14 protein-coding genes are annotated in these 15,164 nt (G+C 66.8%); 10 read left to right on the plus strand and 4 right to left on the minus strand.

All coding sequences use genetic code 11. The features are described 5' to 3' along the window. Positions 1–98 precede the first annotated feature (98 nt). From ettA to gcvA, 3 genes are all read right to left on the minus strand, one after another. The gene (ettA, locus tag HWW87_RS34535; RefSeq protein WP_175824021.1) at positions 99–1,766 is read right to left on the minus strand and encodes an energy-dependent translational throttle protein EttA; all 1,668 of its coding nucleotides are present in this window, start codon (positions 1,764–1,766) and stop codon (positions 99–101) included. Positions 1,767–1,932: 166 nt separating this feature from the next. Further along, positions 1,933–2,241, minus strand: coding sequence for a DUF3761 domain-containing protein (locus HWW87_RS34540; RefSeq protein ID WP_175824022.1), 309 nt, complete (start codon positions 2,239–2,241; stop codon positions 1,933–1,935). 89 nt (positions 2,242–2,330) lie between these two features. Next, positions 2,331–3,248, minus strand: a complete 918-nt coding sequence (gene gcvA, locus HWW87_RS34545; protein WP_174433949.1) for a transcriptional regulator GcvA — start codon at positions 3,246–3,248, stop codon at positions 2,331–2,333. Between the two features lie 193 nt (positions 3,249–3,441). Between gcvA and HWW87_RS34550 the strand changes: the two genes are divergently transcribed. The 6 genes from HWW87_RS34550 (at position 3,442) to HWW87_RS34575 (ending at position 9,058) form a co-directional block, all read left to right on the plus strand. After that, positions 3,442–4,716: an MFS transporter gene (locus HWW87_RS34550; protein WP_175824023.1), complete on the plus strand. Its 1,275-nt coding sequence runs from the start codon at positions 3,442–3,444 to the stop codon at positions 4,714–4,716. A 79-nt stretch (positions 4,717–4,795) separates the two neighbouring features. Then, positions 4,796–5,140 carry an MmcQ/YjbR family DNA-binding protein gene (locus HWW87_RS34555; protein WP_175824024.1) on the plus strand — a complete coding sequence of 115 codons (345 nt, stop codon included), beginning with the start codon at positions 4,796–4,798 and terminating at the stop codon, positions 5,138–5,140. A 379-nt stretch (positions 5,141–5,519) separates the two neighbouring features. After that, positions 5,520–6,911 carry a GABA permease gene (gene gabP, locus HWW87_RS34560; RefSeq protein WP_174389477.1) on the plus strand — a complete coding sequence of 464 codons (1,392 nt, stop codon included), beginning with the start codon at positions 5,520–5,522 and terminating at the stop codon, positions 6,909–6,911. Positions 6,912–7,166: 255 nt separating this feature from the next. After that, a complete protein-coding gene (locus tag HWW87_RS34565; RefSeq protein WP_174433946.1) occupies positions 7,167–7,667 on the plus strand; it encodes a glycoside hydrolase family protein in 501 nt (166 codons plus the stop codon). A gap of 8 nt (positions 7,668–7,675) precedes the next feature. Beyond that, the gene (locus tag HWW87_RS34570) at positions 7,676–8,089 is read left to right on the plus strand and encodes a lysozyme inhibitor LprI family protein (protein WP_175824025.1); all 414 of its coding nucleotides are present in this window, start codon (positions 7,676–7,678) and stop codon (positions 8,087–8,089) included. Positions 8,090–8,140: 51 nt separating this feature from the next. Continuing rightward, complete coding sequence (locus HWW87_RS34575; protein ID WP_244107399.1) at positions 8,141–9,058, plus strand: alpha/beta fold hydrolase; 918 nt, start codon at positions 8,141–8,143, stop codon at positions 9,056–9,058. A 94-nt stretch (positions 9,059–9,152) separates the two neighbouring features. On the opposite strand, the gene ychF is transcribed toward HWW87_RS34575, so the two are convergent. Further along, on the minus strand, positions 9,153–10,247 hold the full coding sequence (gene ychF, locus HWW87_RS34580) for a redox-regulated ATPase YchF (RefSeq protein WP_175824026.1): 1,095 nt from the start codon (positions 10,245–10,247) through the stop codon (positions 9,153–9,155). A gap of 247 nt (positions 10,248–10,494) precedes the next feature. Here ychF and HWW87_RS34585 point away from each other — a divergent pair, with 247 nt between their 5' ends. From HWW87_RS34585 to HWW87_RS34600, 4 genes are all read left to right on the plus strand, one after another. Continuing rightward, positions 10,495–11,673 (plus strand): UbiH/UbiF family hydroxylase, encoded by a 1,179-nt coding sequence (locus HWW87_RS34585; RefSeq protein ID WP_175824027.1) that lies wholly within the window; start codon positions 10,495–10,497, stop codon positions 11,671–11,673. Positions 11,674–11,763: 90 nt separating this feature from the next. Beyond that, positions 11,764–12,492, plus strand: coding sequence for a DsbC family protein (locus HWW87_RS34590; protein WP_175824028.1), 729 nt, complete (start codon positions 11,764–11,766; stop codon positions 12,490–12,492). 105 nt (positions 12,493–12,597) lie between these two features. After that, positions 12,598–14,397 (plus strand): PDZ domain-containing protein, encoded by a 1,800-nt coding sequence (locus tag HWW87_RS34595; protein WP_175824029.1) that lies wholly within the window; start codon positions 12,598–12,600, stop codon positions 14,395–14,397. A gap of 147 nt (positions 14,398–14,544) precedes the next feature. After that, positions 14,545–15,141 (plus strand): NAD(P)H-dependent oxidoreductase, encoded by a 597-nt coding sequence (locus tag HWW87_RS34600; protein WP_175824030.1) that lies wholly within the window; start codon positions 14,545–14,547, stop codon positions 15,139–15,141. Positions 15,142–15,164: the final 23 nt, after the last annotated feature.

Here is a 15,164-nt window from a genome sequence, read left to right on the forward strand (position 1 = left end):
GGCCATGAGCCCGCTTCTTCGTTGTGCCGTTCCGGATGCGGCCACCTTCGGCATCCGGCGCCGCGCGATCGCGGTGCCGGGCGCCCGGGCCGCGCCGCTCAGCGGCTGATCGGCTTGTAGCGCAGACGCTTCGGCTTCGCGGCTTCCTCGCCGAGGCGCGCACGCTTGTCGGCTTCGTACTCCTGGTAGTTGCCGTCGAAGAACGTGACCTGCGAATCGCCTTCGAACGCGAGGATGTGCGTCGCGATCCGGTCGAGGAACCAGCGATCGTGCGAGATCACCATCACCGAGCCCGCGAATTCGAGCAGCGCGTCTTCCAGCGCACGCAGCGTTTCGACGTCGAGGTCGTTCGACGGTTCGTCCAACAGCAGCACGTTGCCGCCCGAGATCAGCGTCTTCGCGAGATGCAGGCGGCCGCGTTCGCCGCCGGACAGGTTGCCGACGATCTTCTGCTGGTCGCCGCCCTTGAAGTTGAAGCGGCCGATGTACGCCCGTGACGGCGTTTCGTACTTGCCGACCGTCAGCACGTCGGCGCCGCCCGAGATTTCCTCGAACACCGTCTTCGAGCCGTCGAGGGCGTCGCGGCTCTGGTCGACGTACGCGAGCTTTACCGTCGGGCCCATCACGACTTCGCCCGAATCCGGTTGTTCCTTGCCGGTCAGCATCTTGAACAGCGTCGACTTGCCGGCGCCGTTCGGGCCGATGATGCCGACGATCGCGCCGGCCGGGATCTTCAGGCTCAGGTTGTCGATCAGCAGGCGATCGCCGAACGCCTTGCTGACGTTCTTGAACTCGATCACTTCGTTGCCGAGGCGTTCGCCGGCCGGGATGAAGATTTCCTGCGTTTCGTTGCGCTTCTGGTATTCCTGGCTGCTCAGCTCCTCGAAGCGCGCGATACGCGCCTTCGACTTCGCCTGGCGGCCCTTCGGGTTCTGGCGCACCCACTCCAGTTCCTTCTTGATCGCCTTCTGGCGCGCCGATTCCGACGCTTCTTCCTGCTTCAGGCGCTCTTCCTTCTGGTCGAGCCAGCTGCTGTAGTTGCCCTTCCACGGAATGCCGTGGCCGCGGTCGAGTTCGAGAATCCACTCGGCCGCGTTGTCGAGGAAGTAGCGATCGTGCGTGACGGCGACGACGGTGCCCGGGAAGCGCACCAGGAACTGCTCGAGCCAGTCGACCGATTCGGCGTCGAGGTGGTTCGTCGGTTCGTCGAGCAGCAGCATGTCGGGCTTCTCGAGCAGCAGCTTGCACAGCGCGACGCGGCGCTTTTCGCCGCCCGACAGGTGCTCGATCTTCGCGTCCCACGCCGGCAGGCGCAGCGCGTCGGCGGCTACTTCGAGCTGCTGCTCGGGGCTACCGCCGTCGCTCGACGCGAGGATCGCCTCGTATTTCGCCTGCTCGGCCGCGAGCGCGTCGAAGTCGGCGTCCGGTTCGGCGTAGGCCGCGTAGATTTCTTCCAGCTTCTTGTTCGCCTGGAACAGGTCGCCGAGGCCTTCCTCGACGGCTTCGCGCACGGTCTTCGTCGGGTCGAGCTGCGGTTCCTGCGGCAGGTAGCCGATGTTCAGGTTCGGCATCGGCGTGGCTTCGCCTTCGATGTCCTTGTCGACGCCCGCCATGATGCGGATCAGCGTCGACTTGCCCGAGCCGTTCAGGCCGAGCACGCCGATCTTCGCGCCGGGAAAGAACGACAGCGAGATGTCCTTCAGGATCTGGCGCTTGGGCGGCACGATCTTGCCGACCCGGTTCATCGTGAAAACGTATTGGGCCATTTGGTGTGAAAGTCAGAAGTGGTTGAGACTGCCGCGCAGCGCGCGCGTGGCGGCGTCGGGTGATTCGGTACGGAGCGTGCCGCGCGGGGCGCGGCGGTGCGAGCGCGTATTGTACTTCGCCGCCGGCTGCCGCTGGCGCGGCGCAGGCCATTCGGCCGACCCGCGCTCACAGCCACGCGGCGACGCCGCCGTGCCCCGAGCACGTGCCGCGCCGGTGGCGGCTGAAGCTGTACGTGCCGTCGCGGCAGCGCGCGCTCGCGCCGTCCGGCACGCGGCCCGATTTCGAATGCGCGGGCGCGTGCACGGTTTCGCCGTCGCGGTTGCGATACGTGTCGTGACGGTCGAGATCGGCTTCGTTGCCGTAGCCGGGTGACGCGCGATAGGCATGCGCGGGAGGCGGCAGCGCGGCGCCCGCGACGAAGAGCGCGGCGGACAGGGTCGCGACATGGGTCGCGCGGCGGAGCAGGGCACGCATGGTCTCTCTCGTTCTGTTCGTTGTTATCGACGTCGGGCCGATCGCCCGCGCCGCATGTTAGCGGATCGGCCCCGTGGCGCCGCGCGACGCTACGCCGCGCCCGACATCGACGCCGCGCCGTCGGCCTGCGCGGCATCGAGAATCCACCGGCGGAATGCGGCAACCTTCGGCCGTTCCGCGTGATGCGGCGGATAGACGAGGTAGTACGCGAAATCGTCGAGCCATGCGACGTCGGCAAGCTGCACGAGCCGGCCGCTCGCCAGCTCGCCGCGCACCATCGCGGCCGGCAGCAGCCCGGCGCCCTGGCCGGCGACGATCGCCTGCAGCAGCAGGCCCGAGTCGTCGAACGCGGGGCCGCGCGGCGGCCCGAAATCGTCGATCCGCTGCGCGCCGAACCAGATGTGCCAGCCCTTGCGTTCGGCGTCGTGCAACTGCGGCCAGCCGACGAGCGCGGCCGGCGTCGCCGGCATGCCGAGCCGCGCGACGAGTTCGGGCGACGCGAGCGCGACGATTTCGACCGTCAGCAGTCGTTCGCTGCACAGCCCGACGTAACGCCCGAGGCCGTGGCGGATCGCGACGTCGACGCCGTCGCGTGCGAAATCCGCGAGCGCGTGGCTCGTGACGACCTGCAGGTCGACGTCGGGGCACGCCTGCCGGAACTGCGCGAGGCGCGGGACGAGCCACGCGGACGCGAAGAACGGCGTGACGCTCACCGTCAGCACGCCGCTGTCGGCGGCGCCCGACACGCGCTGCGACGCATCGGCGATCTGCCGGAACGCGTTGCGCACGGGCGGCAGGTAGTCGCGGCCGGCGGCCGTCAGCAGGATGCCGCGGTTCACGCGCTCGAACAGCTGCACGCCGAGATGCGTCTCGAGCGTGCGGATCATCTGGCTCACCGCGCCGGGCGTGACCGACAGCTCCTCGGCCGCCGACTTCACCGACAGGTGGCGGGCGGCGGCTTCGAAGGCGCGCAACGCGTTGAGCGGCGGCAGGCGGGAACGATTCATTCAGTTTTTCTAAAGCGAAAGGTCGACGAAATATCGTTTGAGGCGACGCGTACGCGCGAGTACCGTCGACACATCGGGTCGCATGTTTCGCGGCTGCCTGTCGGCGGCCGGTGCGATCAACATAGTTCAACTATATCCACGGGGCAATCCGGACGCCGCCCGGCAGCCGGTGGAACCCGAAAGGAGCATCGTCATGAACCGCCCGGGCGCGTCGCGCCTTTTCTACGGCTGGTACGTGGTGGCGGCCGCGTTCGCCGTCACGTTCGTCGGGTTCGGCAGCGCGTATACGTTCAGCGCGTTCGTCGAGTCGCTGCAGCGGGATTTCGCCGCGTCGCGCGGCCAGATCTCGCTCGTGTTCTCGCTCGCCGGCTTCCTGTACTTCGGCTTCGGCGTCGTCAGCGGGCCGCTGGCCGATCGTTTCGGCTCGCGGCGGCTCGCCGTCGCCGGGATGCTGCTGACCGGCGCGGGGCTCGCGGCCGCCGGCACGGCGCATACGCTGCTGCAGGTCTATGTCGCGTACGGGCTCGGTGTCGGGTTCGGCGTCGGCTGCGCGTACGTGCCGGCCGTCGGTGCGGTGCAGCGCTGGTTCGTGCGCCGGCGCGGGTTCGCGTCAGGGCTCGCGGTCGCGGGGATCGGCGTCGGCACGCTGGTGATGCCGCCGCTCGCGTCCGCGCTGATCGCGCAGGTCGGCTGGCGCGGCGCGTATTTCACGCTGGCCGCGCTCGCGATCGTGCTGGGTGCCGGCATGTCGCTGCTGATCGAGAACGACCCGCGCAGGCGCGGATTGCTGCCGGACGGCGATGCCGCCGGCGACGGCAGCCGGCATGCCGCTGCCGTATGGACCGGCGCGGCCGGCGCGAACGTGCATGCCGGCGCGACGGTGCGCGAAGCCGTCACGTCGCGGCCGTTCGCGAGCCTCTACGCGGCCTGCCTCGTCTGCTCGTTCGGCGTGTTCGTCCCGTTCGTTCACCTCGTGCCGTACGCGCTCGATCACGGCGTCGCGCCGTCGACGGCCGTGCTGTTGCTCGGCGTGATCGGCGTGGGCAGCACGGCCGGCCGCTTCTTCCTCGGCGGCCTCGCCGACCGCTTCGGCCGCCGTGCGTCGCTGCTCGCGATGTTCGCCGGCATGGCCGTCGCGCTGGTCGCGTGGGCGGGCGCCGGCACCGTCGCGACGCTGGCTGCGTTCGCGCTCGTGTTCGGCGTGTTCTACGGCGGCTGGGTCGCCGTGCTGCCGGCGGTCGTGATGGACTATTTCGGCGGGCGCAACGTGAGCGCGATCATTGGCATCCTGTACACGAGCGTCGCGTTCGGCACGCTGATCGGGCCGGCCGCCGCCGGCTTCATCTACGACGCGGGCGGCGGCTATCTCGTGCCGATCCTCGCGAGCGCCGCCGCGAATGCGATCGCGTTCGCAATCGTCGCGACCACCGGGCGTGCGCCGGCCGCCGCGCGCGCGGCCGGCGGATAACGCGCCCGCTGGGCGCGTCGCGCGGTTTCCGGTAGGGTGGCCGGACCGTCAACCATCGACGCATGGTCGGGGAGGCATCGTGACATTCGACGAAGTCCGGCAGATCGCCCTGGCTTGGCGCGGCGTCGAGGACGGCACGTCGTACGGCACGCCCGCGCTCAAGGTGAAGGGCAAGCTGCTCGCGCGACTGCGCGAGGACGGCGACACGCTCGTCGTGAAGGGCGTCGGCCCCGACGAGCGCGCATGGCTGATCGAATCGGCGCCCGACGTGTATTACGTGACCGATCACTATGTCGGCTGGCCGATCGTGCTGGTGCGCCTGTCGGCCGCGCATCCCGACGCCGTGAAGAACCTGCTGCTGCGAGAATGGCACGCACTCGTGCCGGCGAAGTGGCGGGACGAAGCCGCCCGCGACGCGAACTGAACGGCGCGCGCGCTGCGCGCGAGCCGCCGCCGAACCGGATCAAGCGTTGCATCGGTTCGTATCGATGCAACGAGTGGTTCCATCGAAATTCTTCAATTGGTTCTTAGTGAAGAACCGTTTGATGCTTACACTCGTTCGCTTCGAAGGCGGCTGACGACAGCCGACGGAACGGGCGTACGCGATGCGCCGGCGCCCGGTGCGCCGCATCGCACCCGCAGCTTCGCAGACTGCGCGGGACGACCCGACCGGAATGGCCCCATCCGGCCTCATGCCCGCGTGCGACGCACGCGCGGTCGCAGCCGGATTCAACAACGACAACTCCCCGCGCCGCCTTCATGCGACACCGGTCGTATCGGAACCGTTTTTTGGAGAGAGACAGATGAGTGGAAGCAACACAGGCCTTGGCACCGGCTTGAAGCAGCGTCACGTAACGATGATGTCGATTGCCGGCGTCATCGGCGCGGGCTTGTTCGTCGGCTCCGGCCACGCGATCGCGGAAGCCGGGCCGGCATCGATACTCGCGTATGCGATCGCGGGCGTGCTGGTCGTGCTGGTGATGCGCATGCTCGGCGAAATGGCCGTCGCGCATCCGGACAGCGGGTCGTTCTCGACCTATGCCGATCGCGCGATCGGCCACTGGGCCGGCTTCACGATCGGCTGGCTGTACTGGTGGTTCTGGGTGCTGGTGATCCCGATCGAGGCGACCGCCGCCGCGACCATCCTCAATGCGTGGTTCCCGGGCATCGCGACGTGGATCTTCGCGCTCGGCATCACGCTGCTGCTCACCATCACCAACCTCTTTTCCGTCAAGAACTACGGCGAATTCGAATTCTGGTTCGCGCTGATCAAGGTCGTCGCGATCGTCGTGTTCCTGTGCATTGGCGGCGCGGCGATCGTCGGCATCATTCCTGCGCCGGCCGTGTCGGGCGTGTCGAACCTGTTCGTGCATGACGGCTTCATGCCGCACGGCGCGAGCGCGGTGCTCGCGGCGATGCTGACGACGATGTTCTCGTTCCTCGGCACCGAGATCGTGACGATCGCGGCCGCCGAATCGGACAACCCGCAACGCCAGATCGTGCGCGCGACGAACTCGGTCATCTGGCGTATCACGTTGTTCTATCTCGGCTCGATCCTCGTCGTCGCGGCCATCGTGCCGTGGAACGACCCGCTGCTGCCGAAGCACGGCTCGTATCAGCGTGCGATGGAACTGATCGGCGTGCCGAACGCGAAGGCGATCATCGACGTGATCGTGCTCGTGTCGGTTGCGAGCTGCCTGAATTCGGCGCTGTACACGGCGTCGCGGATGCTGTTCTCGCTGTCCAGGCGCAAGGACGCGCCGGCCTTCCTGCATCGCACCGATTCGACCGGCACGCCGCGCGCGGCCGTGCTGGCGTCGACTGCGTTCGGCTTCGTGACGGTGATCGCGAACTACCTGATGCCGGAGCAGGTGTTCGGCTTCCTGCTGGCAACGTCGGGCGCGATCGCGCTGCTGGTGTATCTCGTGATCGCGATCTCGCAGCTGCGGATGCGCAAGACGCTCGAATCGGGCGGTGCCGACCTGACGCTGCGGATGTGGCTGTTCCCGTGGCTCACGTGGGCCGTGATCCTGTTCATCTGCGGCACGCTGACCGTGATGTTCGTCAGCGAGGAGCACCGGATGGAAGTCGGCGCGACGGCCGTGCTGGCGTTGATCGTGCTGCTCGCGTCGTGGCTGAACAAGCGTGGGCGTGATGCGCAGGCGAACGCGGGGCGGCGGGTGTCGGCGACGTGATGAATTGAAGTGGCGGCGGGGCGCGAAGTCCCGGTCGCGAAAATGGCCTGATCGGCGGTTGCCGGTCAGGCCATTTGTCTTTTTGCGATGGGCTGATGTCGCGGCGGGAGTCGGCGAGATAGCGCTGAAATTTAAGGATAAGAAATCGAACTCGTCCGATTTCATCGCCAACGGCAACGCCATACATTGATCGCTTCGAGAACCGAAGTGAATGATGAGGTCGACTCGCGTAAGCGGTCGTGCCGGGTGGGGCAAATGGCGAACGAGAGCTTGAGATTGAGCGACGCAGGTTGGGCTGAGCTGCGGAGGCGGGAAAGCGCGGTCATGGCTTACTACAACGATCAGGCGAACAACTGTACCTATGGTATCGGGACGCTTGCTCACACCGGGCCGTGCACCCCGGAAGAATTGCGCACGCCGGTTACGACGACGCAAGTGAATGCGCAACTCGCGGTCCGGGTCCGTCGGGCAGAAGCCGCCGTGCGACGGCATGTATCGGGCCGGCAATTGACACAATTGCAATTCGATGAGCTCGTCAGCTATGCATACAATACCGGCAACACAGGTGCGCTGGCCGCGTTCCGTTCAGCGAATCAGAGCGACGACGCGGGCGTCGTGTCGCACATGAATCAGCGCGTCTGGATCCATCCACGAGACGAGAACGGGCATCGTCTCGCGCCCGTTCGTTCGAACGGGCTTGTCAACCGGCGTCGACTTGAATCGGCGCCGTTCCAGCCACGACAGAGGGCACAGTGAGAACGGCCATGATCGGTTTGCTCGTGCTGGCGTCGACGCATGCATTTGCCGGCCCGACGGCAGCGGACGAGATAGCGGTGCGCAGCGGTTTGCCGGCAAGCGAGGTCAATGCACTGCTCAAGGACTGCGACTCGAGCCAGACGAGCATGAATTTTTGCGCGTGGCGCGATCAGCTCGTCGCCGAGCGGGAATTGCAGCGGATCGTCGACAAACAAGTGAGCGAGCAGCCGAGGCGCAAGGCGGCGCTCGACGCGCAGATGGCAAAGTGGAAGAAAGCGCGCGACACATCGTGCGAAAAATCGACGCGTAGCGCATGGAGCGACGGTTCGATGCGACCTGCGGCACAAGCGATCTGTGCAACGGAGGCAACGAAGGAAATGGCGAAAAGATTGTCCGCTGGCGCTTCCCGCAAACCTTCATGAACCAGTCCGAAATGAGAAAAGCCCGCTGCGTTCGCGATCTCGCAACTGCCGATGCGTATTCGCAATGTCACCGTGGTCTACGGCATTGAAACCCGGGCGATGACGATGCAACCGGCCTCCCGGGTAAGCGTCGCATTTCGCGCGCGGGATGGATACTCGCTACAGGGATCCTATTTCCCGACGGCCACCGGTGCTGGCTCCCCGGTGCTCATCTGCCCGGCGACAGGACTGCGTCAATCGTTCTATTTCGCATTTGCGGATTGGTTGCGCGACGACGGTCATCCGACCTTCGTATTCGATTACCGCGGCATCGGTGCCTCGCGCGAGGAGGGCCACCTCCGCCGATCGGTCGCGCGCAAACAGGACTGGGGGCAGCTTGACATGCCCGCCGCACTCGACTGGCTCCTCCGTGAAACCCGCGCGCGCGACGCACACCTGATCGGGCACAGCGCGGGTGCGCAACTGGTCGGTCTGATGCCGAACCATGCATCGATTCGCTCGGTTTGCGCGATTTCCGCGTCATCGGGATACATCGGCAACATCCGGTGGCCGATGCGAATTGCCGCATCGTTGCTGGCAAATCTTTATGTGCCCGTTAGCGCGCGCCTGTTCGGCTATGTGCCTGCCAGGGTACTGGGATGGGGCGACGATCTGCCGGCGCGGGTCGGGCTTCAGTGGGCTCGATGGTGTCGCCGCCCCGGCTACATGGCCAATGAGTTCGGGATCGGCGTTGCGCGTCACTACTACAGTGAATTCTCCGCTCCCGTCACGGTGGTTGCTGCAACCGACGACCCGCTCGCGACACCGGCCAATATCGAAGACTGGCTGCGGTGGTTGCCGCGAGCCGAAAGCAAGGTCCATTTCATCAGCCCGGAAAACTGTGATGGCCGCGCAATCGGTCACGTCGGCATGTTCCGTCGAGCCCATTCGTCGCTGTGGCCGGAGCTCATCAGAGGCGTGCGAGGTTGAATGTTCGGATCGCAGCGATGCAATGCATCGCCAAGCATCAAAAGAAAAAGCCCGCATTCAGCGGGCTTTTTTACGGTCGGTGCGGCGGCAACGCTCAGACGTTGAACAGGAAGTTCATCACATCCCCGTCGTGCACGACATATTCCTTCCCTTCCGCGCGCATCTTGCCGGCTTCCTTCGCGCCTTGCTCGCCCTTGTACGAAACGAAGTCGTCGAACGCGATCGTCTGCGCACGGATGAAGCCGCGCTCGAAGTCGGTGTGGATCACGCCGGCCGCCTGCGGCGCCGTGTCGCCGATGTGGATCGTCCACGCGCGCACTTCCTTCACGCCTGCGGTGAAGTAGGTCTGCAGGCCGAGCAGCTTGAAGCCCGCGCGGATCACGCGGTCGAGGCCCGGCTCTTCCATGCCCATGTCGGCGAGGAATGCTTCCTTGTCCGCGTCGTCGAGATCGGCGATTTCCGCCTCGATCGCCGCGCACACGGCGACCACCGGCGCGTTTTCGCTTTCCGCGTACTTGCGTACCGCCTCGAGGTGCGGGTTGTTCTCGAAGCCGTCGTCCTTCACGTTGGCGACGTACATCGCCGGCTTCGCGGTGATCAGGCAGAACGGCTTGATCAGCGCTTCTTCGTCGTCCGACAGCGCGAGGCCGCGCACGGCCTTGCCCTGGTCGAGCTGCGCACGTACCTTTTCAAGCACCGCGACGAGCTTCGCCGCTTCCTTGTCGTTGCCCGACTTTGCCGCCTTCGAATAGCGCGTGAGCGCCTTCTCGATGGTGCCGAGGTCGGCGAGCGCGAGTTCGGTGTTGATCACTTCGATGTCGTCGATCGGGCTCACCTTGCCGGCGACGTGGATGACGTTGTCGTCCTCGAAGCAGCGCACGACGTGCGTGATTGCATCGGTTTCGCGGATGTTCGCGAGGAACTGGTTGCCGAGGCCTTCACCCTTGCTCGCGCCCGCGACGAGGCCCGCGATGTCGACGAATTCGACGACGGCCGGCACGACACGCTCCGGCTTGACGATCTCGGAGAGCGCCTTCAGGCGCGTATCCGGCACTTCGACGATGCCGACGTTCGGCTCGATCGTGCAGAACGGGTAGTTCTCGGCGGCGATGCCGGCCTTGGTCAGCGCATTGAACAGGGTGGACTTGCCGACGTTGGGCAAGCCGACGATGCCGCATTTGAGACTCATGGAATCCTTCGGACGGGTGAGGCGGCGCGGCCGGACAGGGCACGGCGGCGCGGGAAAAAAGGGCGGCCGGCGCGTGGAGCGCGGCGGGCCGACGGTCAAAGACGCTATTGTACCGTGCCGGCGCTCCGGTTTCCGGGCTTGGCGCCGAACGGCCGATGCGGCGGGCCGCCGCGCCGGCGCACCGGCCTGCGGTTCTGCTGATTTCCCGCAAAGTCCGGCCGCGTAAGGGTTTGGCCCCGCGGCTATAATGCCCGCCATGACTGCCCACCACACCTTCGACGTCGCCGTGGTCGGCGGCGGGCTCGTCGGCAAGACGGCCGCGCTCGCGCTGACCCAGTCCGGCTACAAGACAGCCCTGCTCGCCCAGCCGGCCACGCCGCGCCCCGCGGATCTCGCGTTCGACACGCGCGTCTACGCGCTGTCGTCCAGTTCGCAGGCGTTGCTCGAACGGCTGCGGGTCTGGCAGGCGCTCGACCACAGCCGGCTCGCGCCGGTCTACGACATGCGCGTGTATGGCGATGCGCATGCCGAACTGCATTTCTCCGCCTATCAGGCGTCCGTGCCGCAGCTCGCATGGATCGCCGAATCGTCGTTGGTCGAAGCGTCGCTCGACGCCGCGCTGCGGTTCCAGCCGAACCTCACGTGGTTCGACGCGCGTGCGCAGGGTTTCGACGTGCGCGACGATGCGGCCGTGCTCACGCTGTCGTCGGGGCAGGTGCTCGAAGCGGATCTCGTCGTCGGCGCCGACGGCGCGCATTCGTGGGTACGTTCCCAAATGGGGGCCAGGGTAGAACGGCGCGACTACCGGCAGACCGGCGTCGTCGCGAACTTCAAGGCGTCGCTGCCGCACCGCGAGACGGCCTGGCAATGGTTCCACGAAGGCGAGATCGTCGCGCTGCTGCCGCTGCCGGACGGCCACGTATCGCTCGTGTGGTCCGCGCACACCGCGCATGCGGACGAGCTGCTCGCACTCGATCCGGCGCAGCTCGCGGCCGAGGTCGAGCGCGTGTCGCACGGCCAGGTCGGCACGCTCGAATGCGTGACGCCGGCCGCCGGCTTCCCGCTGGCGCTGCAGACGGTCGACAAGCTGATCGCGCCGCGCGTCGCGCTGGTCGGCGATGCCGCGCACCTGATCCACCCGCTCGCGGGGCAGGGGATGAACCTCGGGCTGCGCGACGTCGCGGCGCTCGCTGACGCGATCGCGGGCAAGGAAAGCTTCCGCAATCTCGGCGATACGGTGCTGCTGCGCCGCTACGAGCGTTCGCGCCGCGAGGACATCCGCGCGCTGATGGTCGCGACCGACGGCCTGCAGCGGCTGTTCGCGGTGCCGGGCTCGCTCGCGAAGGCGGTGCGTAATGCGGGCATGGCGTTCGTCGGCGCGCAGCCGCTGGTGAAGCGCTGGCTCGTGTCGGCCGCGCTCGGCTGAGCGAACCTTCTGCCGCTGCGCCGGTCGGAGACGGTTCCGTTACGGCGTACACTGTGCCGTGCACTCCGATTGAGCTGAAGGAAGATTTCGATGAAAAAAACGATCCGCATCGCATCGTTGGCGCTGGCCGTCACGATGGCGACGCTTGGCTGCACCGCGCAGGCCGACCAGACCACCGACAAGCTGAAGGCCACGCTGCAAGCCCGTCTCGGCAACGACGCGCCGATCAAGAGCGTGTCGAAATCGCCGGTTGCAGGCCTTTACGAAGTGAACCTCGGCTCGCAGATCATCTATAGCGACGCGGCGGGCGACTACGTGCTGCTCGGCGATCTCGTCGACACCAAGACGCACAAGAACCTGACCGACGCCCGCCTGTCCGAAATCAACAAGATCGACTTCGCGAGCCTGCCGTTCGCGAATGCGATCAAGGTCGTCAAGGGCAGCGGCGCCCGCAAGATCGCGGTGTTCTCCGATCCGAACTGCCCGTACTGCAAGAAGCTCGAGACGACGCTGCAGTCGATCGACAACGTGACCGTCTACACGTTCCTGTACCCGGTGCTGTCGCCGGATTCGACCGCGAAGTCGAAGGCGATCTGGTGCGCGACCGACCGCGCGAAGACGTGGGAAAGCTGGATGCTCGACCACCGCGCGCCGTCCGGCGCCGGTACCTGCGACACCAGCGCGCTCGACAAGAACCTCGCGCTTGGCCGCGGGATGAACGTCACGGGCACGCCGACGATCTTTTTGCCGGACGGCCGTCGCCTGCCGGGCGCGGTATCGGCCGATCAGCTCAACCAGGCGCTCGCCTCGAGCAAGTAACCGACTGCACGCCGGGCGCATGGCCCGGCCAGCGAGGGGCGCCCGCATGATCTGCCGGCGCCTCTCTTCGTTTTCGCCGCCGTATTCGACCGACCGATTGCCACGATGACCCAGCCGATCCGCTATTCGATTGCCCCGAAAGATCTTGCCGCGCACCTGTTCGAAGTGACGGTGACGGTTGCCGATCCCGATCCCGACGGCCAGCGTTTCTCGCTGCCGGTGTGGATTCCGGGCAGCTATCTCGTGCGCGAGTTCGCGCGCAACATCGTGACGCTGCGCGCGTTCAACGACGCGGGCCGCAAGGTGCGCATCGCGAAGACCGACAAGCACACGTGGCAGGCCGCGCCCGTGACCGGCGCGCTGACGCTGCGTTACGACGTCTATGCATGGGACCTGTCGGTGCGCTCCGCGTATCTCGACGATTCGGGCGGCTTCTTCAACGCGACGGCCGTGTTCCTGAGCGTCGCCGGTCGCGAGGACGCGCCGTGCGAAGTCGACATTGCCAAACCGGCCGGCGCGGCGTTCCGCACGTGGCGTGTCGGCACCGCACTGCCCGAAGCGGGCGGCACCAAGCGCTACGGTTTCGGCACGTATCGCGCGGCGAATTACGACGAGCTGTCCGACCATCCGGTGACGATCGGCGAATTCGCGCTCGCGACGTTCGACGCGCACGGCGTGCCGCACGACATCGTGATCGCCGGGCGCGTGGCGCAGCTCGACCTGGAGCGGCTGCGTACCGATCTGAAGCGCGTGTGCGAAGCACAGATCGCGCTGTTCGAGCCGAAGTCGAAGAAGGCGCCGATGGACCGCTACGTGTTCATGACGCTCGCGGTCAGCGACGGCTACGGCGGCCTCGAGCATCGTGCGTCGACCGCGCTGATCTGCAATCGTACCGACCTGCCGGTGAAGGGGCGGCCGGAAACGACGGAAGGCTATCGCACGTATCTCGGCCTCTGCAGCCACGAGTATTTCCACACGTGGAACGTGAAGCGCATCAAGCCGGCGGCATTCGTGCCGTACGACCTCACGCGCGAGAACTACACGTCGCTGCTGTGGCTGTTCGAGGGCTTCACGTCGTATTACGACGACCTGATGCTGGTCCGCAGCGGGCTGATGTCGCAGGACGAATATCTCGCGGCGCTCGGCCGCACGGTCGGCGGCGTGTTGCGCGGCACGGGCCGGCTCAAGCAGAGCGTCGCGGAAAGCTCGTTCGACGCGTGGATCAAGTACTACCGTCAGGACGAGAACGCGACCAACGCGATCGTCAGCTATTACACGAAGGGCTCGCTCGTGGCGCTCGCGTTCGATCTCGCGATCCGCGCGCAGACGCGTAACCGGAAGTCGCTCGACGACGTGATGCGCCTGCTGTGGCAACGCTACGGCCGCGACTTCTATCGCGGCAAGCAGGCGGGCGTGGAAGAAAACGAAGTCGAGACGCTGATCGAAGAGGCGACGGGCGTCGCGCTTGGCCGCCTGTTCGCCGATGCCGTGCACGGCACGCGCGACCTGCCGCTCGGCGAACTGCTCGCGCCGTTCGGCGTGACGCTGGCCCCCGACGTCGCGCTCGGCGCGGCCGCGAAGCCGACGATCGGCGCGCGCCTGCGCGGCGGCGCGGACTGCACGTTGGCGGCGGTCTACGAAGGCGGCGCCGCGCATCGCGCGGGGTTGTCGGCCGGCGACACGCTGATCGCGGTGGACGGGCTGCGCGTGACGGGTACGAACCTCGATGCGCTGCTCGCACGCTACCGGCCGGGCGACAAGGTCGAGGTTCACGCATTCCGCCGCGACGAGCTGCGCACCGCGAAACTGAAGCTCGACGGCCCGGAAGTCACCCGGTACCGGCTGACGGCGGCCGCGAAGCCGGCTGCGGCCACGAAAGCCCGCGAAGCCTGGCTGAAGGGGTGAACGTACGCAAGCGGGTATCGGGGCGCGATCGTGGATTGTCCCGCTGCTGCAACAATCCGTCGCCCTGAACCCGCTTTTTCGCGGTCTTGCGGCCACGCACAATGGCGTCACTCGCGCTACCGAAGCGCAACCCTACCGGAGCCTGACATGACGACCATTCTGCAAATCAATTCCGCTGCGCGTTCGCAAGGTGCGCAATCCACGCTGCTGGCCAACGAACTGACGGCAAAGCTGCAACAATCGAACCCCGGCGCGAACGTCGTGGTCCGCGACCTGCTGACCGATGCGCTGCCGCACCTCGATGAATCGGTGCTCGGCGCGTTCTTCACGCCGGCCGACAAGCGCACCGCGGAACAGAATGCGATCGTCGCGAAGAGCGATGCGCTGATCGCCGAGCTGCAGGCTGCCGACATCATCGTGATCGGCGCCCCGATGTACAACTTCGGTATCTCGTCGCAACTGAAGACGTACTTCGACTGGATCGCCCGCGCAGGCGTCACGTTCCGCTACACCGAGAACGGTCCGGAAGGCCTGATCAAGGGCAAGAAGGTTCACGTCGTGACGGCGCGCGGCGGCAAGTACGCCGGTACGCCGAACGACAGCCAGACGCCGTACCTGCGCACGTTCCTCGGCTTCATCGGCCTGACCGACGTGAGCTTCATCTTCGCGGAAGGCCTGAACCTCGGCCCGGATGCGCAGAGCGCCGCGCTGGCCAGCGCACGCGAAGCGATCGCCGCCGCGTAACGCGTCAGGTCGATGCGGGTGCG

Origin of the sequence: Burkholderia sp. BCC0419 (assembly GCF_902830285.1) — a bacterium.
Lineage (GTDB): Bacteria > Pseudomonadota > Gammaproteobacteria > Burkholderiales > Burkholderiaceae > Burkholderia.